The 22,525-nt window shown below is 66.1% G+C and carries 20 protein-coding genes; 5 read left to right on the forward strand and 15 right to left on the reverse strand.

Translation table 11 applies throughout. From position 1 onward, the window contains the following. Positions 1–116: 116 nt before the first annotated feature. Genes C1O66_RS04555 through C1O66_RS04580 form a run of 6 tightly spaced genes read right to left on the reverse strand, consistent with a single transcriptional unit; the run spans position 117 to position 7,337 of the window. The gene (locus C1O66_RS04555) at positions 117–908 is read right to left on the reverse strand and encodes an ABC transporter ATP-binding protein (RefSeq protein WP_102766802.1); all 792 of its coding nucleotides are present in this window, start codon (positions 906–908) and stop codon (positions 117–119) included. Beyond that, positions 905–1,927 carry a FecCD family ABC transporter permease gene (locus C1O66_RS04560; RefSeq protein ID WP_102766803.1) on the reverse strand — a complete coding sequence of 341 codons (1,023 nt, stop codon included), beginning with the start codon at positions 1,925–1,927 and terminating at the stop codon, positions 905–907. Before C1O66_RS04560 ends, C1O66_RS04555 begins: the two co-directional genes overlap by 4 nt. Next, positions 1,924–3,030: an ABC transporter substrate-binding protein gene (locus tag C1O66_RS04565; protein ID WP_207795903.1), complete on the reverse strand. Its 1,107-nt coding sequence runs from the start codon at positions 3,028–3,030 to the stop codon at positions 1,924–1,926. The genes C1O66_RS04560 and C1O66_RS04565 overlap by 4 nt, the downstream gene beginning before the upstream one ends. Continuing rightward, positions 3,020–3,802 (reverse strand): siderophore-interacting protein, encoded by a 783-nt coding sequence (locus tag C1O66_RS04570; protein WP_102766805.1) that lies wholly within the window; start codon positions 3,800–3,802, stop codon positions 3,020–3,022. Before C1O66_RS04570 ends, C1O66_RS04565 begins: the two co-directional genes overlap by 11 nt. Beyond that, positions 3,799–5,367, reverse strand: coding sequence for an enterochelin esterase (fes, locus tag C1O66_RS04575; RefSeq protein WP_165794479.1), 1,569 nt, complete (start codon positions 5,365–5,367; stop codon positions 3,799–3,801). Before fes ends, C1O66_RS04570 begins: the two co-directional genes overlap by 4 nt. An 11-nt stretch (positions 5,368–5,378) precedes the next feature. After that, complete coding sequence (locus C1O66_RS04580; RefSeq protein ID WP_165794480.1) at positions 5,379–7,337, reverse strand: TonB-dependent receptor domain-containing protein; 1,959 nt, start codon at positions 7,335–7,337, stop codon at positions 5,379–5,381. Between the two features lie 267 nt (positions 7,338–7,604). Between C1O66_RS04580 and C1O66_RS04585 the strand changes: the two genes are divergently transcribed. The 4 genes from C1O66_RS04585 to C1O66_RS04600 all read left to right on the forward strand — a co-directional run bounded on the left by C1O66_RS04585 (position 7,605) and on the right by C1O66_RS04600 (position 10,979). Further along, the gene (locus C1O66_RS04585; RefSeq protein ID WP_165794481.1) at positions 7,605–8,417 is read left to right on the forward strand and encodes a helix-turn-helix transcriptional regulator; all 813 of its coding nucleotides are present in this window, start codon (positions 7,605–7,607) and stop codon (positions 8,415–8,417) included. 367 nt (positions 8,418–8,784) lie between these two features. After that, positions 8,785–9,708, forward strand: a complete 924-nt coding sequence (locus C1O66_RS04590; protein ID WP_102766809.1) for a DMT family transporter — start codon at positions 8,785–8,787, stop codon at positions 9,706–9,708. A 60-nt stretch (positions 9,709–9,768) separates the two neighbouring features. Next, complete coding sequence (locus C1O66_RS04595) at positions 9,769–10,446, forward strand: DsbA family oxidoreductase (protein WP_102766810.1); 678 nt, start codon at positions 9,769–9,771, stop codon at positions 10,444–10,446. After that, positions 10,443–10,979, forward strand: a complete 537-nt coding sequence (locus C1O66_RS04600; RefSeq protein ID WP_102766811.1) for a PaaI family thioesterase — start codon at positions 10,443–10,445, stop codon at positions 10,977–10,979. Before C1O66_RS04595 ends, C1O66_RS04600 begins: the two co-directional genes overlap by 4 nt. A gap of 21 nt (positions 10,980–11,000) precedes the next feature. On the opposite strand, the gene eda is transcribed toward C1O66_RS04600, so the two are convergent. The 9 genes from eda to C1O66_RS04645 all read right to left on the reverse strand — a co-directional run bounded on the left by eda (position 11,001) and on the right by C1O66_RS04645 (position 20,201). After that, positions 11,001–11,633 carry a bifunctional 4-hydroxy-2-oxoglutarate aldolase/2-dehydro-3-deoxy-phosphogluconate aldolase gene (gene eda, locus C1O66_RS04605; RefSeq protein WP_102766812.1) on the reverse strand — a complete coding sequence of 211 codons (633 nt, stop codon included), beginning with the start codon at positions 11,631–11,633 and terminating at the stop codon, positions 11,001–11,003. 56 nt (positions 11,634–11,689) lie between these two features. Continuing rightward, positions 11,690–13,507, reverse strand: coding sequence for a phosphogluconate dehydratase (gene edd / locus C1O66_RS04610; RefSeq protein WP_102766813.1), 1,818 nt, complete (start codon positions 13,505–13,507; stop codon positions 11,690–11,692). A 210-nt stretch (positions 13,508–13,717) separates the two neighbouring features. Beyond that, entirely contained in the window at positions 13,718–15,163 is a 1,446-nt protein-coding gene (locus tag C1O66_RS04615; protein WP_102766814.1) for a PA domain-containing protein, read from the reverse strand. Continuing rightward, positions 15,150–15,581, reverse strand: coding sequence for a post-PEP-CTERM-1 domain-containing protein (locus C1O66_RS04620; protein WP_102766815.1), 432 nt, complete (start codon positions 15,579–15,581; stop codon positions 15,150–15,152). Before C1O66_RS04620 ends, C1O66_RS04615 begins: the two co-directional genes overlap by 14 nt. A gap of 91 nt (positions 15,582–15,672) precedes the next feature. Further along, on the reverse strand, positions 15,673–16,281 hold the full coding sequence (locus tag C1O66_RS04625; protein WP_165794482.1) for a choice-of-anchor J family PEP-CTERM protein: 609 nt from the start codon (positions 16,279–16,281) through the stop codon (positions 15,673–15,675). Positions 16,282–16,579: 298 nt separating this feature from the next. Next, a complete protein-coding gene (locus C1O66_RS04630; protein WP_102766817.1) occupies positions 16,580–17,305 on the reverse strand; it encodes an ABC transporter ATP-binding protein in 726 nt (241 codons plus the stop codon). A 39-nt stretch (positions 17,306–17,344) separates the two neighbouring features. After that, positions 17,345–18,142: an ABC transporter ATP-binding protein gene (locus tag C1O66_RS04635; RefSeq protein WP_102766818.1), complete on the reverse strand. Its 798-nt coding sequence runs from the start codon at positions 18,140–18,142 to the stop codon at positions 17,345–17,347. Positions 18,143–18,170: 28 nt separating this feature from the next. Next, on the reverse strand, positions 18,171–19,256 hold the full coding sequence (locus C1O66_RS04640; protein WP_102766819.1) for an ABC transporter permease subunit: 1,086 nt from the start codon (positions 19,254–19,256) through the stop codon (positions 18,171–18,173). Positions 19,257–19,277: 21 nt separating this feature from the next. Continuing rightward, positions 19,278–20,201, reverse strand: a complete 924-nt coding sequence (locus C1O66_RS04645) for a branched-chain amino acid ABC transporter permease (protein ID WP_102766820.1) — start codon at positions 20,199–20,201, stop codon at positions 19,278–19,280. Positions 20,202–20,510: 309 nt separating this feature from the next. Here C1O66_RS04645 and C1O66_RS04650 point away from each other — a divergent pair, with 309 nt between their 5' ends. Continuing rightward, the gene (locus tag C1O66_RS04650) at positions 20,511–22,478 is read left to right on the forward strand and encodes a sensor histidine kinase (protein WP_102766821.1); all 1,968 of its coding nucleotides are present in this window, start codon (positions 20,511–20,513) and stop codon (positions 22,476–22,478) included. Positions 22,479–22,525 lie beyond the last annotated feature (47 nt).

Raw genomic sequence — 22,525 nt, forward strand, 5'->3', positions numbered from 1 at the left:
CTTCCCGATGAAGTGCACCAGCGAGCCGTTCTGTCGGGGCCTGCCTGTGCCCATGGCTTGCCAGCGCATGCGAGCACATCGCGTGAGCTTCACGATCCGCCGCCATCACGCCGCCATCACACCGGCGTGCTGCAAGGCACCTGAGGCAGCTCGCAGTCCACCTGGACTTGAAAATGGCCCTTGGAGCAAGCCTCCACCCTCGCCTGCACCCCGTACACCCTCGCCAAGTTGGCCGGTGTGATGGCGTCGGCGGGCGCACCTGCGGCCACGGTCTGCCCCTCTTGTAGCAGCACCGCGCCGGTGCAATGGCGCATGGCCACATTGAGATCGTGAAGCACGATCAGTACGGCCATATCGCGCTCAACTGCCAGAGAAGCGAGCAACTCCATCGTTCGCAGTTGATGGCGAAGGTCCAAGGCGGAGAGCGGCTCATCCAGCAGCAGCACGCGCGGCTCGCGCACCAGCGCTTGCGCCAAGCCCACGAGTTGGCGCTGGCCACCCGACAAGGCATCCAAGTGCTGCAAGGCCAGAGTTTCGCAACCGAGTCTTCGCAGCACAGCCTCGACACGCTCCAGATCGTCGCTGCGGGCCACTCCATCAGCGCGCAGTGCCGTGAGCACCGCCTCCAACACGCGCAAATGCACGCCCCGCGGCAGCGCTTGCGGCAAGTAAGCCATCCGCGCCATGCGCTGCGCAAGCCCAAGCCGACGCAGGTCGACACCCTCCAGCTCGATCTGCCCCTGATAGCCCAGCAAACCAGCCAGCGCCTTCAACAAGGTGGACTTGCCGCTGCCGTTGGGACCTAGCAATGCGGTCAGGCTGCCTCCACCCAAGCGGGGCAGACTGACACCGCGCAACACAGGCCGCCCTCGGTAGCCCGCGCTGAGGTTCCGAACGTCCAGACTCATGCCACACCTCCACGTCGCAAGACGATGGCCAGAAAGAAGGGAACGCCCACCAGCGCAGTGACCACCCCCACAGGCAATGAAGCCCCCGGCAGGATCTGTTTGGCAGCAATCGCAGCGGCGGACAGCACCAGCGCCCCCACCAGGGCGCTGATAGGCAGGTAGAAGCGGTGGTCTTCCCCACACAGACGGCGCGCGATATGAGGCGCCACCAGACCGATGAACCCAATGGTTCCCACACACGACACCGCAGACCCCGCCAGCAGAGCCACACGAAACAGGCTGCCGCGACGCAGCCGCTGCACATCGATGCCCAGACTGGCCGCACGGTCCTCGCCCAGACGCAGGGCGGTCAGCTTCCAGGCATCGCGCAGTGCCAAGGGCAAGCACAAGAGCAAAACCGCGGTGAGCCCCGCCACCTTGGGCCAATCCGCCCGCGCCAAGCTGCCCATGATCCAGAACACGATGGCCTGCAGGGTTTCAGGGGATGCCATGTATTGCAACAGCCATAACAGCGCATTGAAGCTGAACACCAGAGCAATGCCGAACAAGACAACACTGCCAGCGCTCATGCTCAGTCGTATCGCCACCTGATCCAACAACAGGGCGGCCAGCAAGGCGAACGCAAAGGCCGAGGCCGCCACCGACCAGGCGCTGCCCGCGCCCAGCACCAGAGCCAAGGCCGCGCCGAAGGCAGCGGCTTCCGACAAACCCAGGGTGAACGGGCTGGCCAAGGGGTTGTCCAACACGGTTTGCATCTCCGCGCCTGCCAGCCCCAGAGCGGCGCCCACGACCACCGCCATCAAGGCTTGCGGCAACCTGATGTCCCACACGATGACATGCTCGGCGTCCAAAACTGCGGCGCCCTGGATCGGCGCCATCAGAAGCTCGAGCAGGCGCGAAGCGCTCAGACCAGACGGGCCTGTCGTCAAGTCCCAGACAAAGCTCGCCACAATGGCCAGCACGATCCACATGGCCATGCCTAGACGGCGCCGCAGCAGGATGGCATACGCGCCCCTCATGCCGAGATCCAGTACTGGCCGGTCGGCGCCATGCCCAAGAACTCGCGGTGCATCTGCTGCCAGGTGGCGCGCGCATCGACGGCAGCAAGCCGCTGGGGATGCAGCCATGCAGCCATGGCCTGCAGCATCACGACATGGTAGGGCGTGTTGTAGAAGTGATGCCAAACGCCATAAATACGCCCCGATCGCACAGCCGGCAGGCTGGCGATCTCGGGGCGGCGTCGCGCCACTTGCAGCAAGGACTCACGGGCCAAGGCTTCACTGACTTGGGCCCCCATGCGCAAACCCGGGGCGCTGGTCCCGGGATGCTGGTAGCCCGTAGCGACATACACCTCGGGCTTGCATGCAATCACCGCTTCCAAGCTGGCTTCACCCAACGGCGTGGGGATGATATCTGCTCCGGCGTTGATGCCGCCGGCCATCTCAATCAGCTCACCCAAGCTGCCCCGACCCGCTGTCAGCACGCCCGCTGAATCACCCGCGCGGGCGTCCAGCAAGACGCGAGGACGAAAGGCACTTCCAATGCCCGCCGTGAGCTCGGTAACACGGCGCGTCTGTGCCTCGTAGAAGGCGATGAACTTCTCCGCCCTCGCCTCGCGTCCCAATGCCTGGCCCAGCAAGCGCAAGCTCGGAATGGTATGGGCCAGAGGATGCTCGCGAAAGTCGATGAAGATCACGGGCACGCCGATCTTCTGCAGCTGATCGACCAAGGGGTTGCGGCGCCCCGGACCATGGCCACTGATGCTGAAGATGGCCAGATCGGGGCGCAGCGACAACACCTTTTCAGGGCTGACACTGGCTTCGCTGGTTCCACCGATCTTGGCGATGCCGTCGATCTGAGGGAATCGCGCGCGGTACTGCTGGTAGGTCTGAGGATCGAAGGTCGACATATCGCCCTGCCAACCGATGACGCGGGCCAGGGGTGGGTCTTCCAGCAGGGCCAGCGTGTAGAGCTGACGGCCTTCACCCAGCACAATTCGCTCGACCCTTTTGGGCAGCTCAACCTTGCGACCGGCGATATCGGTCACAAGCTGCGCGCGGACACATGCCGGCGCCATCAGGGTGGCCAGCAGCAGCTGGCGGCGAGAAAGTTCAATGCTCATGATCATGATCCGATGCGCCGCGCTTCCAGTAGCCAGCGGCATACAGCTGTTCACGCGGCCAGCCGCGTTCACTCAAAAGGTGTTGTCGCAAACCCCGCATCTGCGCGGACTCGCAAGCGATCCAGGCAAAGCCCCCTGGTAAATCAAGCCGGCGAATCTCCGCCAGCAGCGAGCAATCCTCGCGCTGGCTTTCGCGATGCAGCCAGACCAGATCGAGCCCTTCATGCGCAGGCAGCTGAATGCGATCTTCCGCACGTCCGACCTCGATGCGCACGGTGACCCGTGCTTGCTGAGGCAGCCATTCCAGCCAGCGCGCAATCGCGGGCAAGGCGGTTTCGTCGCCGAGCAAGAGCCAATGCGCGTGGGCATTGGGGTCCAACACATGCGAGGCACGAGGCCCGGCCACGCCGACCTGGTCACCCGGCTTTGCAGAAGCAGCCCAGGTGCAGGCGGGGCCGTCACCATGCAGAACAAAGTCCAAGGTCAAGGTCTGCCGCTGCAGGTCGAACGCGCGCGGCGTGTAGTCGCGCGCGACCGGGCGGACCGCACCGTCGGGAAAGGTCGCCCCCTTGTCGCTGAAGGTCGGCAAGACGGGCAGGGTCTCGCCCGGCGCCGGGAGCAGCAGCTTCACATGGTCGTCGGGCATGGGGCTGACGAAGCCCTCGAGCTCAGGACCGCCCAAGGTGATGCGCCGCAGACGCGGTGAGAGCGCCTCAACGGACAACACCTGCAACAGGCGCGCGCGCAGAGGGTGATAGATCAGTTGGCTCATGGCGCCCCCAACAGTGCGATCAATCCCTCGGCCAGTTCGCTGCGCCAGTTCACATAGTCGTGCCCACCGGCAAACTCCCGGTAGATCACGCGTTGGCCGCGGGCCATGAGTACGTCGCGCAGATGCCGATTGGTTTCGAGAATTCCAGGGCCGTCGGACGGGGCGCTTCGCTCCAGCAAGCCAGGCGACAGGTAGAAGACGACATCGCTGCGCGGGGCGGCGACATACTGGCGGGTCAGCCACTCGCCTTCTGCCGCATCGTCGAGCCCGCCAGCCACAAAGCCGGGCGGCCGCGCAGGAGCCCACCAGAACGAGCCCGACAAGCTCAGGACCCGGCCAAAGCGTTCTGGATGGCGAAGCGCCAACCAGGCCGAGGCCAGCCCGCCGTAGCTGGAACCGGCCACCACAGTGCGGCCGGCCTCGCGGGTGACGGGATAGCGCGCAGCCAGCCAGGGCAGCAACTCGCCGGCCATCATGTCTGCAAAGCGTGGATTGCAAGGCAGTTCTTCGGAGCGTGACTCGCGGGTCGGATTGCCCACCAGCACGGCCATCAGCGGAGGAATGCGGCCCGATGCGATCAGGTTGTCCAGGATGGTCGTTGTGGGCACCCGTGTCACATACGCATCCTCATCGAACAGCAGCAGCAAGGGCAGTGCTTCGGCCGACTTCTGTGCCGGCAGATAGACCGTCAAGCGGCGCTCGTTGCCGAGCTGCTGGCTTTGAAAACGCAGATGCTCCACGCGCCCGCGAGGCACCTCGGCACGCGGCTCCAACCAAGGCTCTGGCGGTGCTCCAGGCAACTCCAGCAGCGAATGCTCCGCCTGGATGTTGTCAAAGCCTCCCAGCGCTGGCGTGCCGGCCGCCCAGCGACGCAGATTCAATGGGTCGGCCTGGACGCGCGCCAGAATGGCTCGGCGCTGCGCCTGCCGCCCCGCGCCTTTGAGCTGTGGCACATCGGGAGCCAGTTGATAGGCCAGCCGCGTTCCCGAAGGCAATCGCACGCTGTAATGCCAGACATCCGTTCCAGGAAGGCGTGCGAAGCGCTCTTGATCGCCTTGACGCACCGGCCAGAACAGACGAACGCTGCGCGTGCTCGCATCCCCTCGCCACAAGAAGCTGACCTGCCACGATTGCGGATGGTCGGGGATGGGCTCAATCCACGGAGCGCCCGAGGCCTGGACGGCAGCCCAGAACGCAGGCGTTCCGGCACCCAGCTCATTGGCCAAGGCGCGCAACTTGGGGCTGGCCAGTGGCGCCTCAGGTGCGGCGACCTCAGGCAGCTGCGCTTCCAGCGGGCGTTGCTCAGTCAGCCAGACTCGTCCTTGCGATTGCGGACTGGCCAGCCCGGCTCGGTAGCGCCCCGACTGGAGAGCCACAAAGCGGAACTCCGACTCACCGGCCGGCGCCGCCTGGCGACGCAGCAGTTGTCCATCTGGAGACTGCAACTCCAGCACACCGGCCTCGGGGAGCTGGAGTGCGCCCACGATGTAGTCGCCCTTCACGGCATCAACGGGCAGTTGCTGGGCAGACACCGGCAGCACAGCGGCGAGCAGCAAAAGAATCAAGCAGGCCTTCATCAGAAGCGCACCGTGGCCGAGAGGTAGAAGCGGCGCCCGTCTTCGTTGAACTCGTTGCTGTTCTCCCGGTCCACGGTCGTATTGGCCAGATTCAACAAGCCCACCCGCACCACCAGCGACGGGTTCACCGTCCAGCTGGCGCTGCCATCCACCATGGAGTACGCCGCGGCTTGCTGCAGGTTCTGACCGTTGGCGGGTACGCTGATGTATTGCTTTCCGTTGAAGCGAGCAGACAGGCTCAGCGCCAGCGCAGGCAAAGCCTGCCAATCTGCGCCCAGATTGGCCACGTGTCTGGAACGGTAGGTCAGCGGCAGCGCGCTGACACCGCTGGTGTTCTTGGCGTCGGTGTAGCTGTAGTTGGCGCGGATATCCAGTGCCGAGCTGACTTTGAGTCGGCCGCTCAGCTCCGCACCTCGGCTGCGGACACTGGCAATGTTCTGGTAGCGGAACATGGGTCGGCCATCGGGCAGGAAGCCGATGAAGTTGGCGTAGCTCGGGGCCAGCGTCTTGTTCGAGGTCCGGTTGGTGATGTCCAGCATGTTCTTCAGCTGGGTGTCGTAAACCGTCAGGCCCAGTTGCCAGCGGCCGCCATCAAAGGCTGCCCCAAGCTCCTTGCTCATGCTGGTCTCCGGCTTCAGATCCCGGCTGCCGGTGATGTAGCAACCCGCGGTGGCGCTTCCACAAGACGGCGACCCCCAATCGGGGCTGTTGATCAACAACGTCGGGGCTCGGAACGCACGCGCCCAGCCACCACGAACGGTCCATCCTTTCGCCGGATGCCACACGCCATAGACACGCGGGCTGTGATGCCCGCCGAAGTTCTCGTGGTCGTCGTAACGATCACCCAGCGTCAGGGTCAGCCCAGGCAGCACCGTGATCTCGTCCTCGAAGAACACCGCCTTCTGGCGCACGGCCGTGGAGGGGTTTGCGCGCGGCGGGCTGCCGGGAGCGCCGGCCAAATTGGTGGGATCCCAAAGCTGCTCGTGACGCAGTTCAGCGCCCAAGGTCAGGTTCTGTTCCCACAAGTCCAGCGGCAGGCTGAACTTGCCATCCAGCACCTTCACCTTGGACTTGTTGGGGTTGATCTGGCCCGTCACCGTGCCAGTCAAATTCTTGGAGTGGTCGCTGTAGAGGCGCAGCTCGCTGCGGCCGAACTCATAGCGGCCTTGGTGACGCAGCGACAAGGCGTCGCGTTCAAGTTCAAACCCCGCATGATCTCGGTGGCTGGTGTCCAGGTCCAGCGTCACCTGATGCAGCTCGCTGGGGCTCCACGCCAGTTGCCCGCTGATGTAGCGATTCTTCAGGCCCGGCAAGCCACTTTGGCGCACGCCATTGCCGGCGGCGGGGTTGAGTGCCGCATCGTCGGCCTCGCGCTTGTCGGCGCCGCCTGAGAGCTTCACACCCAGCTGCTTGGCCATCAAGGGGCCGCCGACCGAGAAGCTGGCAATTCGGCTGTCGCCCGCCAGCCGGTTTTGTTGCTGGATCTCATCCAGCCGCGCACTGCCGCGCCACTGCGCACCGACCTTGCGCGTGATGACGTTCACCACACCGCCAATGGCATCGGAGCCGTACAGCGATGACATCGGCCCGCGCACCACCTCGATGCGCTCCACCTCCTCGGCGGGCACCCAGCCCAGGTCGTAGTCATTGCCACGGAACACCGCCGAGCTCGAATTGACGCGGCGCCCATCCACCAGGATGAGCGTGTAGGCATTGCCCAGCCCACGGATCTGTACGCCGGGCACACCGTTGCCGCTGCGTGTCAACGTGACGCCAGGCACGGAGCCGAGCAGTTCGGCCAGCTCGTGCACCGGGCGACGTTCCAGATCTGCGCGCGTCAAGATGGAGATGCTGGCCGGCGCTTCCTCCAGGCGTTTCTCAAGGGCAGATCCGGTGACCACCACCTCGGGGAGCTGGGTCGGCGCAGTCTGGGCGCAGGTCAGACTTGAGAGGGCCACGAGGGCAAGGGAACTGAGACGAAAAGTGGGCTTGAATGAGGTCATGAAAGAAGACGTGGCAAACTTGCGAATGAAAACGATTCTCATCCGCAATTATCCAAGCACCCCATGTCTGCAACCTTTGCGAGCACGCCTGATTTCTCTGCACCGCGGTCAAAACGCGGCGCACCCAACCGCGATCAGAGGAACGACCGCACCAGATGCGCCCCATGGGTCACCGGACTGGTCGAACGTCGGGAACTCAGTTCGGGGCTGATTCTTCAGCGCATGCGCGTGAGAGATCTGGACGACCGTGAAACCCACGGCACGGTGCAACCCGGGCTCAAGATCGGCCTGGTCGTCGGCGGGCAGTCCGACTTCTCGCTGGGCCACCAGGACTTCCGGCTCGGCCCACAAACAGCCACGCCTTCCGGCGGCATGCTGGTCGCCATTGCCGAGCCCGACGCCTATCTTCGTCGCGCCCATCAAGGTCAAGACGAACACAAACTGGTCTTGACCTTGATGCCGGAGTGCTGGGTCATGCAGGGCGAGGGCGACACCCAGATGCAGGCGCGCCTGCGCGCTTTTCAGTCCAGCCACCTGGCTCGACTGGATTGGCATCCATCGCCGCGAGCCCTGGGGCTGGCGCAGCAAATCGTGCACGCGCCGGAACATGCCGGCTTGATCGAGCGTCTGCAGCAGGAAGCGCGGGTCATGGAGATCCTGGCCGAGGCCTTGGCCACCGTGGGCGGCCAGGCACCGGCGAAGGTGGCCTTGAGCCCGCGCGACCATCGACGCCTTCGCGAACTGCAAGCTCGCGTTGATGCCGGTGAGTTTGACGCCAGCAATCTGGGTGACATCGCCCTCACCGTGGGCATGAGCCCCAGCAGCCTGCAGCGCGCCTTCAAGGCCTTTGTCGGCGAAAGCCTGTTCGAGTACATGCGCGGCCGCCGCCTGGAGGCCGCACGGCTCTCGCTGGTGCACGAGGGGCTGAATGTCAGCCAGGCAGCCACACGAGCCGGCTACGGCAACGCCGGCAACTTCGCCACGGCTTTCAAGAAGCGTTTTGGATACAGCCCCAAGACAGCGCGATCCAGATAGCCCCCTGCCATGCCAGGGACAGGCAAATGGACCAGGCAGGATCGCCACAACGCAGGCCCACACACGCCTCAAGCCACGGGCAACGGCCGCGCCAGCAGCTACGGCCGTGCAGGATCAGGCACGAAACAGTCTGTCGCTCGAACGAACGACGGAAAGCCCTGGCACGCACAGCTGATTCCTCGGTTTCTGCGTCACTTCGCCCGGCAAGCAAGTCAGGCTCGGCGTCGCAGAAGTATTTCCGACACATCCAAAAGCAAGCGCCACTGCGACCACAATGGTCGCCCGACTTGTGCGAGCAAGTCAGCTCCCCTTTCCTCGCCTCGCCCCGCCTCGCCCCGCCTCGCCCGCCCTTGCCACCAACCGCCTGATGCAATCCTCCCCCACGTCAACCTCTCCACGCGCTGCAACGCCTTGGCTGGCCTACGCCTGCCTGGCCCTGAGCACCAGCCTGGTGGGCAGTTATGTAGGCCTGTCCAAAGTCCTCTTGCTGAGCTTTCCTGTGTTTCTTCTGGCCTGGCTGCGCTTTGGCCTGGCGGCCTTGCTGATGCTGCCCTGGCTGCGCCGCGGGCCCGGCGAGGCACCGCTCGACGGTCGGCACCGGCGCCTTCTGTTCCTGGAATCCTTTCTCGGCAACTTCCTGTTTTCCATCTGCCTGCTGTTCGGCCTGCAGCACAGCTCGGCCGTGGTGGCCGGCGTGATCCTGGCGGGCATCCCGGCCGCCGTGGCCCTGCTCAGCCGTGTGTTGCTGAAGGAACGTCAAACGGCGCGCGTCTGGGCCGGCATCGCGCTTGGCGTCGCAGGCATCGCCTTGGTGGCGCTGGAGCGTACGCCGGCCGGCAGCCCGGCGGCCAGCTCCTGGCTGGGCATCGGCCTGCTGCTGGGCGCGGTGTTCTGCGAGGCCAGCTATGTAGTGATCGGCAAAAAACTCACGGCCCAGGTGTCGGCCAAGCGCATCAGTGCCTTGATCAACCTTTGGGGCCTGGCCCTGGTCACGCCGCTGGGCCTGTGGCAGGCGACTCGCTTTGATTTCAGCCAACCCTCACTGCCGATCTGGGGCCTGCTGCTGTTCTACGCGGCAGCCGCCAGCATGGTGACGGTGTGGCTGTGGATGAGCGGGCTGCGCAAGGTGCCGGCCGGTCAGGCGGGTGTCTTCATGGTCTTCCTGCCGGTGGCCACAGCCCTGGTCGGCCTGCTGCTCGGCGAGCATTTGAGCGGCGGGCAGGCCTGGGCCTACGGCCTGGCCCTGGCCGGCGTGCTGCTGGCCACCCTGCCCGGCCGCAGGCAGGGCTGAAACCAGCGCCGCAAGACCACAGGCCTGCTGGCACGTCAGCCCTGGGCTACAGTGCCCGGCATGAGCTCATCTTCTCCTTCCCTACGCATCGACTTCATCTCCGACGTGTCCTGCCCCTGGTGCGCGATCGGCCTCAAATCGCTGGAGCAGGCCGTGCAAAGCCTGCCGGAGCTGCAGGTGGATCTGCACTTTCAGCCCTTCGAGCTGAACCCGCAGATGGCCCCCGAGGGCGAGGAGATCAACGCCCACCTGGCGCGCAAGTACGGCGCCTCAGCGGCCCAGCTGGAGCAAACCCGCGAAGCCATCCGCCAGCGCGGCGCCGAGCTGGGCTTTACCTTCACCAAGGGCGCCCGCGACCGCATCTACAACACCTTTGACGCCCACCGCCTGCTGCACTGGGCCGGCCTGCAAGGCGGCGCGGCGCAGCGTGATCTCAAACTGGCGCTGCTGACCGCCTATTTCACCGAAGGCCGGAATCCCGGCGACCATCAGGTGCTTCGCCGCGCGACAGAGAGCGTGGGCCTGGACGGCGAGGCCGCGGCCAGCGTGCTGGCCAGCGATCAATTCAGCGCCGAGGTGCGCCAAGCCGAATCCGAGTGGCAGGCCGCCGGCATCAACTCCGTGCCCGCCATCGTCATCAACCAACGCCACCTGATTCAAGGCGGCCAGCCGCCCGAGGTCTTCGCCCAGGCCCTGCGCCAAATCGCCGCCACCGCCGAAGGAGGCCCCCGCTCATGAGCCACGACATCATCTTGCAGCAATGGCGTGCCGACGAAGCAGCGGTGCGCGCCCGCATTCGCCCGGAGAACGCCGGCATTGCCCGCCCGGAGCAGGTGCAGAGCCTGAGCGGCCTGCAAATCCTGCACGCGATGCTGGACGGCGAGCTGCCACCCCCGCCCATCTGCGACACCCTGGATTTCATGCTGGTATCCGGCGCTTTTGGCGAGGCAGTGTTCCAGGGCCAACCGAAGCGGCGCCACTACAACCCGCTGGGCACGGTGCACGGCGGCTGGTTTGCCACCTTGCTGGACTCGGCCCTGGGCTGCGCGGTCCACACCACCATGCCGGTGGGCCGGGCCTACACCACGCTGGAGTTCAAGGTGAATATGGTGCGCGCCCTGACCGAGCAGGTGCCCCTGGTGCGCGCCGTCGGCCGGGTGCTGCACAGCGGCCGCCAAGTGGCCACGGCCGAGGCCACACTGGTCGGCCATGACGGGCGCTTGTACGCCCATGCCAGCACGACCTGCCTGGTGTTTGAACGTCCGGCCTGAGTTTCAGGCTCAGGCTCAGGCTCAGGCGCGCAGCGCGGCAGCCTCGGCCGCCAGGCGCGTGATGCGCGCCCAATCGCCGGCATCGACCGCGTCCTGCGGGGTCAGCCAGGAGCCGCCGCAGACCTTCACATTGGGCAGGCTCAGAAACTGCGGCGCGGTCTCCAGGCTGATGCCGCCGGTGGGGCAGAACGCCACATCGGGGAAAGGTCCGCCCAGGGCCTTGAGCAAGTTCACGCCGCCCACGGCCACGGCCGGGAACAGCTTCAAAAAGCTGTAGCCGGCCGCATTGGCCTGCATCACCTCACTCGCGGTGGACACGCCGGGCAACAGGGGCAAGCCATGCTGCTGGCAGGCGGCGCCAATGGCCTCGGTGAAACCGGGGCTGACGCCGAACTGGCAGCCGGCGTTCTTGGCTGCCTGCACATCGGCCGCCGTGCGCAGCGTGCCGGCGCCGACGATGGCCTCAGGCACGGCTCGCGCCATGGCTTCCATGGCCTGCAGGGCGACCGGCGTGCGCAGCGTCACTTCCAGCACGCGCACGCCGCCCGCCACCAGGGCCTGGGCCAGGGGCACGGCATCTTCCAGGCGCTGGATCACGATGACGGGAATGACGGGGCCGTGCGCGGCCAGGGCCTGGGTGTTGGAGATGCTCATGGGCTAGAACCTTGTGGGGAATCGATACAAAGGGCGAGGCGGCAAGCAGCGGCGGATCAGAGCCAGCTAACGGCGCCCTCTTCCGCCGTGCGTACATTGCGGCGCAGGCCGGCGAACAGCTCTCGGCCCAGGCCTTGGCCGTTCTGCGCAGCGTGCTCGAGGGTGATCTGGGCCTGCTCGCGGGCGGCCCATTCGGCTTCGGACACCAGGGCCAGGAGTTCGCCCGTGACGGCATCCAGACGCACCAGATCACCATCGCGCAGCTTGCCCAGCGGGCCGCCGGCCAAGGCTTCGGGCGAGACGTGGATGGCAGCCGGCACCTTGCCCGACGCACCGCTCATGCGGCCGTCGGTGACCAGGGCCACCTTGAAACCACGACCTTGCAGCACTGCCAGCGGCGGCGTCAGCTTGTGCAGCTCGGGCATGCCATTGGCTTGCGGGCCCTGGAAGCGCACGACGACGATGACATCGCGCTCGAGCTCACCCGCCTTGAAGGCCGCCAGCATCGACTCCTGGTCGGCAAAGATGCGCGCTGGCGCTTCGACGATGTGGCGGTCTTCCGGCACGGCCGAGACCTTGATCACGGCACGGCCCAGATTGCCCTGCAGCAGCTTCAGCCCACCGCTGGCGCTGAAGGGCGCACTTGCTCGGCGCACCACGCTCTCGTCGCCGCTCTCGGGGGCCAGATCGTGCCACTGCACGGCCTGGTTCTCAGCCAGATGCGGCTGGCGAGCGAAGGGGCGCAGCGAGTTGCCTGCCACGCTCAGCACATCCTCGTGCATCAAGCCGGCATCGAGCAGCTCGCGGATCACAAAACTGGGGCCGCCGGCCGCCTGGAACTGGTTCACATCGGCCGCGCCGTTGGGGTAGACACGGCTGAGCAGGGGCACCACGGCGGACAGCTCGGAGAAATCGCTCCAGTCGATCAAGATGCCGGCCGAACGGGCCACCGCCACCCAGTGGATCAGGTGGTTGGTCGAGCCTCCGGTGGCCAGCAGGGCCACCATGGCATTGACGATGCAGCGCTCGTCCACCAGGCGGCCGATCGGCGTGTAGCGGGCCTTGGCGGTGATGGACAGGGCCGTGCGCACCGCCTCGCGGGTCAGGGCTTCGCGCAGCGGCTCATGCGGGTGCACGAACGCCGCACCGGGCACATGCAGGCCCATGGCTTCCAGCAGCATCTGGTTGCTGTTGGCCGTGCCGTAGAAGGTGCAGGTGCCGGCGCCGTGGTAGGCGGCCGACTCGGCCTTGAGCAGCTCATCGCGGCCGACCAGGCCTTGCGCGAACTGCTCGCGCACCTTGGCTTTTTCATTGTTGGGCAGGCCGCTGCTCATCGGCCCGGCCGGCACGAAGACGCAGGGCAAATGGCCGAAATGCAAGGCGCCGATCAGCAGACCCGGCACGATCTTGTCGCAGATGCCCAGCAGCAAGGCGGCATCGAACACATCATGGCTCAGCGACACGGCCGTGGCCATAGCGATGGTGTCACGCGAGAACAGGCTCAGCTCCATGCCGGGCAGGCCTTGGGTCACGCCGTCGCACATGGCGGGCACGCCGCCGGCCACCTGCACCGTGGCACCCTGAGCATGGGCTTCGGCACGAATCAGATTCGGGTAGGCCTCGTAGGGCTGGTGGGCCGACAACATATCGTTGTAGGCGGTGACGATGGCCAGGTGCGGCGCCTTTTCGGCCACGATGCGCAGCTTGTCGTTGGCGGGCATGGCCGCCACGGCATGGGCCACATTGGCGCAGCCCATGCGCTCGATGCCGCGCTTGCGGCCCGCCAGTCGGTCGACACCGTCGAGGTAGGCGGCGCGGCTGGCAGCGCTGCGCGCGCGGATGCGTTCGGTGACGGCGATCAGGGTCTTGTTCATACAGTCGGCCGGTGTAACTCGGCAGCTTGAAAGTTGGTAACCATATTACAAGAACAAGCCGACCCGTGGGTTACATGCGAGGTACGGAACGCGAGCTTTCTCGCCGCCCCACCCGAGCCGCGCCCCTAAAGAAAAACGGCGCGCCACCCGAAGGCGACGCGCCGCGAAAACAGCGAGTGGGCGCGACGGATCGCCCCCACATCGACATGCTTACCAGCCGATGTCTTGCAGCAGCTTGAAGGTCAGATCCTGCGGCACCATGGGCGACTGGGTCAGGTCGGCGCTGATGGCCGGTTCCATCAACAGATTGCGGGTGGCCGATGTATCAAAGTGAGACACCGACGAGCCGCCCTGGAAAGGATTCGGCGCGAACATCAGCAGACGGCCTGCAGCGTCGGTACCGGCGTAACGAGTCATGTCCAGAGCCAGCGAGGCGTACACGGCCGAAGTCGTGCGGGTGCGCTTACTCAGTGCAGCCAAGAGAGCGGCACCGTCGGCTTGCGTGATGCGCACCGAGGGGATGGTGACCGTCGGGTCACTGCCACCCAGGCCCGTGACGGTGCCGGGTGCGTTGTCGGCCACCAGCACGGCCTTGGCACCTGCGTTCTGCAGGTTCTTCACCTTGACGGTGAAACCGCAGGTACCGCGGCTGACCAGGGCGATGTTGTTGCGCACGGCGATGGCGTTCAGGCCCGTCACCGGTTCGCAGGCCAGATCCAGCGCACCCGTCGCGGTCACCACCGGCATGATCGCGCCCGTGATCGGGGTGGCGGTCAGGGCGGGGCCGAAGGAGGCTTCACCGACGGGATGGGCACCCGCGGTAGCACCGGCTTGCGAGCCGCTCACATTGAGTGCGGGCACGCCAGCGCGCAGCACCTGAGGCGCAGCCGCGTTGGTCAGCGGGCCGGTCCAGACCAGCTTGTCGCCGCTCAGGGCCGAGGCTTGACGCTCCGCATTGGTCATGTCCTTCCACAGCTTGCCGGTGGCCGTGCCCATCAGGTAATGGTCCCAGATGGCCGGGAAGCCGCCGTTCTGCGCACCGGTGGAGCCGTTGGTGAAGGTTTGGAAACCGACGCCATGGCCCATTTCATGCAGCAGGGTCACGACGAAGTCGATGTTCGTGCCGTGATTGCTGTCCAGGCCCAGGTAGAAGAAGGTGCCGTCCAGGCAACCCGTCTTGCCCAGCTTGGCATTGAAGTTGGCGTTGATCTGAGCCGCACCGGCGGTGCCCTGGTAGGCGCCGGCAATCTTGTTGGCCAGCGCGTACGAATACCAGGTGTTGGCCTTCGGTGCGTTGGGGAAGTTGCGGAAGATCGAGGTGGCGCCAGCGCTGCCCAGGGTCGCCGAAGTGGCCGTGCAGGCCAGGTCGGTGAACTGCGCATTGATGACGATGGGCTGATTGCTGGTCAGCGTCGCACCCCAGATGTTGGCGGCATGCGTGAAGGCGATCAGGCGCTGCTCACCCAGGGTGGTGCCGGTGTTGCCACCGACCGGGTCAACCGGCGTCGGGTCATTGAAGCCCACACCCGGCGCATTCATGTTGTTGATGGTGATGATGGCCGCGGCTTGCGCTTGCAGGCTGGCACCCAGGAGGCCGGCGGCGATCAGCAGCGCGCCGGTGGCGAACTTGCCGCCGATGAATTTATTTGTGCTCATGTGCATGCACCTTTGCTGTCTTGCTGATGGACTTCTTGCCCTTGACGATGGCCTGGGCGGCTTCGGCGCCGGTCACACAGGCGGTCTCGATGGTGCCGTCCGGATTGCGCACGGCCACCGAGAAGGACTGGCTGCTTTCATCCAGCTCTTGCTCGACCGTGCCGTCGCGGTGGTACACCGGCGCCGGGTTGATCTTGCCAGTCAGCAGGCCGCGCGGTTGGCTGGCAGCGTTGCTCACACGGCCGGCGGCGGCCTTGCCTCGCAGGGCCTGGGCTTCGGCGGCGGTCGGTGCACGCAGAGCGCCGGTCTCGGGGTCTTTGGCGACAGTCTGGCTGGCCGCTTGGGCCAGACCAGCCACGGCCATCAAGGCCGCGGCGCTTGCAAGCCGCAGGGCTTGCTGGGTTTTCTTTTCAATCATGGCAATGTCCTTGTGTGGAGAGCCGAATCTGTGTTTCCGAGCTTGGGCAGCGAACGCTAGCGCCGGAGGCAGCGTTGCGGCCCCGGCGTTCTCAGTCTTGGCGGCGGCGCAGGAAAGCCAGGCCCAGCACGCCCAGACCCATCAGGGCGAAGCTGGCGGGTTCCGGCACGGCGCTGACGCTGACGCTGTCGATCGCAGCCAAATTGGCCGTGGCGGCGTCGCTGACGGCGTATTCGAAGGCAATGCGGCCGGTGGCAGCGCTCGGCAGGGCGAAGGTGTACTGCGTCCAGCCCGAGGTACTCAGCGTCACGGTGCCCAGCAGACTGGTGAAGCTGGAGGTGGCGACGTCCGCGCCTGCGTTGAAGTAGACCTTGACCGTGTCCGAGAAGCCTTCGACAGCTTCCGTGCGAGCAAAGAAGCTCACGGTGTTGGCACCACCCAGGGTCAGCTCGGGGCTGATCAACCAGTTGGAAATGCTGCCGGCACCGGCGGCCGCGCTCAGGAAGTTGGCGGCGGCATAAGAGCCGCTGCCACCCGACTGGGCCGCGAAATACTCGGGCACGCCCTGGAACCAAGCCTGACCGGCGGGGCTGCTGTTGTTGGTCAAGGTCCAGCCGGAGGCGGCCAGGTTGTCAAAACCCTCGGTGTAGGTGTCAGCTTGCGCAGCAAGGGCCAGCGTCGCGCCGGCCAATCCCAACAAGCATTTTTTAGCTAGTTTCATAGTTTCCTCGTCTTCCCCTCGAAAGAGGTGTTGATCAGCCCTCGGCAGCAACACTGCTTGCGCGAGCGTTACAACCGAAGAACGTGATGGCAGCGTAGAACCCCGGTGATATTTCACATATGCGTACAAAGCCCTAAGCCCCCTCAGCCATGGGGGATGGGAAAACACGGAGGCAGGAATGAAAAAGGCAGCCGCTAGCGGCTGCCTTCGAAAGCAAGACCTGACCCTGTCTTGCGGTTGAAGCGGGTCCGGATGTGGCGGAGCTCACTCGCCCACTTCACTCCCCCAGATACGCGGCACGCACCTTGGGGTCATTGAGCAAGGACTGACCCTCGCCTGTCATCGTCACCAGGCCCGACTCCATCACATAGCCCCGGTTGGCCAACTGCAGCGCCCGGCTGGCGTTTTGCTCCACCAGCAGCACCGTCACGCCTTGCTTGTGGATGTCGTTCACCACTTCGAAGATTTTGTCCACCATGATGGGGGACAGGCCCATGCTGGGCTCGTCCAGCAACAGCACCTTGGGCTTGGCCATCAACGCCCGGCCCATGGCCAGCATTTGCTGCTCGCCGCCGCTCATGGTGCCGGCCAGCTGCGCGCGGCGCTCCTTCAGGCGCGGGAAGATGCCGAAGATGCGCTCGATGTCGGCCTCGATGCCGGCCTTGTCGCTGCGCAGGTAGGCGCCCATCTGCAGGTTCTCGGTGATGGTCATGCGGGTGAAGGTGCCCCGCCCTTCCGGCACCATGACCAGGCCTTGCTTGACCAGGTCCCAGGGGCCTTGGCCCTTGATGCTCTGGCCCAGGTACTTCACGTCGCCGTCGGCCACCGGCTGCAGGCCGGTCACGGCTTTGAGCGTGGTGGTCTTGCCCGCGCCGTTGGCGCCGATCAGGCTGACGAGTTCGCCTTGGCGCACTTCGAAGTGCACGCCTTTGACGGCCTGGATGCCGCCGTAGGCGACCTTGAGTCCGCTGACTTCGAGCAGGATGTCTTGTTGTGGGTTCATGTGGGTGTCGCCTTGTTGCTGGTGATCCTGGGGCCGCGATCAGTGGGCTGCATGCCCGGCGCCCAGATAGGCTTCGATCACTTTCTCGTTGCGCTGCACGTCGTAGGGCGTGCCTTCGGCAATCTGCTTGCCGTAGTCCAGCACCGTGACGCGGTCGCACAGACCCATCACCAGCTTCACATCGTGTTCGATCAGGAGGATGGTGCGGCCGTCCTTGCGGATGCGGTCGATCAGCTCGCGCAGCACCACCTTCTCGGTGGCGTTCATGCCGGCGGCGGGCTCGTCCAGGGCGATCAGCTTGGGGTCGGTGGCCAGGGCGCGCGCGATCTCCAGCCGGCGCTGGTCGCCGTAGCTGAGCGTGCGGGCCTTGTATTCGGCGTACTTGCCGATGCCCACGTAATCAAGCAGTTCCTGGGCACGCTTGGCAATCGCCGCCTCCTCGGCCTTGAAGCCGGGGGTGCGGAAGATGGCGCCGATCAGGCCCGAACCGGAGCGCACATGGCGCCCCACCATCACGTTCTCCAGCGCCGTCATCTCGGCAAACAGCCGGATGTTCTGGAAGGTGCGCGCGATGCCGGTCTTGGCCACTTCGTGCACGGCGGTCGGGGCATAGGGCTTGCCGCCGAGCTCGAACGTGCCGCCGTCCGGGGTGTACAGGCCCGTGATGACGTTGAAGAAGGTGGTCTTGCCCGCGCCGTTGGGGCCGATCAGGCCGTAGACCTGGCCTTTGTTGATCTGGATGCCCACGTCGGAGAGGGCTTGCAGGCCGCCGAAGCGCTTGGACACACCGGCGACTTTGAGCACCACATCTGCGTTGCTGTTGTTGTTGCTTGTCATGGCTTGTTTTCCTTTGCAGACCCGGTGTTCACTTCTGCGGCACCGGCGCGGCGCGGCCGTGCTCGGGCGCCGGCCACAGGCCGCGCGGACGCACCAGCATGATGCCGATCATGGCCAGGGCCACCAGCAGCTGGCGCAGGATGGAGGCGTCCAGACGCCCGCCCGTCATCTCCTGCAGCGGGCCGGCCGCGTAGCGCAGCACCTCAGGCAGGGCCGACAGCAGCAGCGCGCCCAGGATCACGCCGGGGATGTGGCCGATGCCGCCCAGCACCACCATGGCCACGATCATCACGCTCTCTTGCAGGCTGAAGGACTCGGGGCTCACAAAGCCCTGGAAGGCGCCGAACATGGAGCCCGACACCCCGCCGAAGGTGGCGCCCATGCCGAAGGCCAGCAGCTTCAGGTTGCGGGTGTTGATGCCCATGGCCTTGGCGGCGATCTCGTCCTCACGGATGGCCATCCAGGCGCGGCCGATGCGGCTGTTCTCCAGGCGATAGCAGATCAGCACACTGAACACCACCAGCACCAGGAAGAGGTAGTAGTACAGCGTCACCGAGGGGATGGGGAAGCCGAACAGCTCGGTGCCCTTGCCCAGGTCCAGGCCGAAGAAGTGGAAGGAGTCAATCTGGCCGATGCCGCGCGGGCCGTTGGTGATGTTGACCGGGTACTCCAGGTTGTTCAGGAACACGCGGATGATTTCACCGAAGCCCAGGGTCACGATGGCCAGGTAGTCGCCCCGCAGCTTCAGCGTGGGCGCGCCCAGCATGACGCCGAAGAAGGCCGCCAGCCCCGCCGCCAGCGGGATCACCAGCCACAGCGGCGAGTGCAGCCCGTCGGGGAAGGCCATGCGGAAGGCCTCGAAGTTCTCGCTCAGGTGCGGGCTCGACAGCAGCGCGAACATGTAGGCGCCGACCGCGTAGAACGCGACATAGCCCAGGTCCAGCAGACCGGCGTAGCCCACCACGATATTCAGGCCCAGGGCCAGCATCACGTACAGCAGCGCCAGGTCAATGATGCGCACCGGCCCGTTGCCGAACTGCTGCGCAATCAGCGGCACCACCAGCAGGCCCAGGGCCGAGAGCAGGAAGACGAAGAGTTTGTTCTGTTGTTGCATGGTCTGTGTCTCCTTGGGGCCTCAAGCCCGATCCGCCACGCGCTCGCCCAGCAGGCCCGAGGGCCGCAGCGTCAGCACCAGGATCAGCGCAATGAAGGCAAAGATGTCGGCATAGTGGCTGCCCAGCACGCCACCGGTCAGGTCACCCAGATAGCCCGCACCGATGGCCTCGATCAGGCCCAGCAGCACGCCGCCCACCATGGCCCCGGCCAGGTTGCCAATGCCACCCAGCACCGCCGCCGTGAAGGCCTTCAGCCCCGGCATGAAGCCCATGGTGTGCTGCACCGTGCCGTAGTTGGCCGCCCACATCAGGCCGGCCACCGCGGCCAGCGCCGCACCGATCACAAAGGTGGTCGAGATGATGAAGTCAGGCTTCACCCCCATCAGGCCCGCCACCTTGGGGTTCTCGGCCGTGGCCCGCATCGCGCGGCCCAGCTTCGTGTGATTCACCAGCCACATCAGCGTGGCCAGAATCATCACCGTGGCGCCCAGGATCACGCACTGCGTCACCGTGATCACCGGCCCGCCCAGATCGATCGGCGTGGTCGGCAGCAGCAGCGGGAAGGGCTTGGGATTGGGCTTCCAGATGATCATGGCCAGGGTCTGCAGCAGCAGCGACATGCCCATGGCCGTGATCAGCGGTGCCAGACGCGGCGCATTGCGCAGCGGCCGGTAGGCGATCTTCTCCACCAAAAAGTTCAGCGTCGTGCACACCAGCACCGCACAGCCCAGCGCGATCAGCATCAGCGCCCAGCCCGGCAGCCCAGAGCCCGCCAGCGCGCTGATCACCGTCCAGCTCACCAGCGCCCCCACCATCAAAATCTCACCGTGCGCAAAATTGATCAGGTTGATGATGCCGTACACCATCGTGTACCCCAGCGCCACCAGCGCATACATGCTCCCGAGCACCAGCCCGTTGATGATTTGCTGGAAAAAAGTTTCCATAGATGTCGTCCTTTTTTTGTGTCGACTGTGGCGTCGAACTGGGCAGGAGGTTTGCAAGCGACATGCCAAAAATCACGATTTGCGGGTATTCACCGAGGGCCTCCCATGAAGCGGGAGGAGCCCGCAGACCGGGCGGCAAGCGCCCTCGGGCGGAATCCGACACCGGCTGCCGCCAGCCAGGGCGGAAATCCGCACAAGACCTGCTTGAACGCCGCGCCCCAGTGAGAACTCGGCGCCACAAGCCGCGGCCTTCGAGCTCCAAGTGGGCTCGCAAATTGGGCACACTACGCAGCCCGCAGGCTGCCACGCATGAATCCGCCCTCCTCGCTTCCCTTCCCCGCCTCCGCTGCCAGCACTGCAGCCAGCCCGGCCGCACGCCGCCGGCTGCAGCCCTGGGTGCTGGCCTGCGCCGGCCTGGCCCTGGCGGTGCTCGGCGCAGCCCTGGGCCAACGCCTGAGTGAGCGCGCCGGATTGGCCCAGCTGGCGGCGGTGGCCAATGAGCGTCTGGAACTCTACGCCGCGGGCCTGGAGGCCGAGCTGGGCCGGCATGCCTATCTGCCGGGCCTGCTCAGTGTCGACACCGATGTGCAGGCCTTGCTGGCCCGCCCCGACAGCGAGGCCTTGCGGACGCAGACCCGGATCAAGCTGGCCCGTGTGCGGGTGCGCTCGGGCCTGAGCCTGGCCTTCATCAGCGATGCCCATGGCCGGGTGCTGGCCTCCAGCAACAACTACAACCCGCAGGGCTCAATCGCCGACACAGAGACGGCCCAGGAACCAGATGCCGAGGCGCGCCGCCTGGCGCTGCGCCTGGGCGAGCGCCTGCTCAGCGGGCCGGGCCAGTTTTTTGCCGCACATGAAGACAACGGCAGCAGCGACTACTTCCTCGTCCAGCCGCTGCGGCGCGCCGGCCAGCGTTGGGGTCAGATCGTGCTCAAGCTCAATCTCGCGCCCCTGGAGGCCACTTGGGTGGACCAAGGCCTGCGCTCGCAGGGCGAAAAGCTGCTGGTGGTCGATGGCCAGGGCGTGGTCATCATGTCCTCAGTGCCGACCTGGAAGTACCACATGCTGGGAAGTTCCAGTGCCGAGCAGCGCGCCGCCCTGCGCGCCAGCGGCCACTACGCGGGCACGCTGGAAGACACGCTGGGCCTGGACATGAAGGCGCTGAGCCAGCAGCAGAACGCCCTGGTGCAGCTCCCGTCCTGGGACCCGGCACGACCGCAGCAGCGCCACCGCCTGCTGGCGCAGGAGCTGGCCGTCGTGCCCCTGGGCTTGCGCCTGGTCACCCTGTCCGATCCCGCTGAAGTCTGGCGCCAGGCCCGCTTTGTCGCCTGGGGCGGCGCGGCCCTGGGCGCGGCGCTCAGCCTGCTGGCGCTCTATCTGCTGGCGCGACGGCGCGCCCATGCCGAGCTGGAGCGCCAGGTGAGCGAGCGCACGGCCGAGCTGCAGCTCAGCAATGCCGAACTCAAACGCCAGATCGCCCAGCGCCTGCAAGCCGAGGACGAGCTGATGCAGGCGGCCAAGCTGGCCGTGCTGGGCCAGATGTCGGCCGGCATCTCGCATGAGATCAATCAGCCCTTGACCGCCTTGCGCGCGCTCTCGCGCAACAGCCTGCTGCTGCTCGACAAGGGCCGCTACACCACCGTGGGCGAGAACCTCGGCGCGATCGACGCCATGGTCGAGCGCATGAGCCAGATCACCCGGCAACTGAAGAGCTTTGCCCGCAAGGCGCAAAGCGCCAGCGCACCGGTTTCACTGGCCGCCGCAGTGGAAGGCGCGCGCGTGCTGCTGGGCCACCGCATCGAGGCCGAGCAGGTGCGGCTGGAGCTGGCCATCGCGCCCGAGCTGCGCGTCAACTGCGAGGCCAACCGCTTGGAGCAGGTGCTGATCAATCTGATGGCCAATGCCCTGGACGCCATGGCCGAACTGCCGCTTGCCGAGGACGGCAGCCCGCGGCCCCGCCATCTGCGCCTGAGCACCGCGCCGTTTGAGGACGAGAGCAAGAGCCCGGGTGAACGCCTGGGCCGCGTCTGGGTGCGCGTCTGCGACAGCGGAGCCGGCATGGCGCCCGAGCAGATGGCGCGTTTGTTCGAACCCTTTTTCACCACCAAGCCGCCGGGCCAGGGCCTGGGCCTAGGCCTGGTGATTTCCGCCAAGATCGTGCACGAGTTTGGCGGCACGCTGCGCGCGCGGCCGGCCGGCCGCAGCGATGATGTGGGCAGCCTGCCCGGCATGTGTTTCGAGTTCGACCTCGAGCTGGCGCCGGCCGACTACCGCTGACGCGCTCACCCATTCACCCGTTCACCTCTTCACCCGGAAAGCTACCC

The organism is Paucibacter aquatile (genome assembly GCF_002885975.1).
In the GTDB taxonomy this organism is placed as follows: Bacteria; Pseudomonadota; Gammaproteobacteria; order Burkholderiales; family Burkholderiaceae_C; genus Paucibacter_A; species Paucibacter_A aquatilis.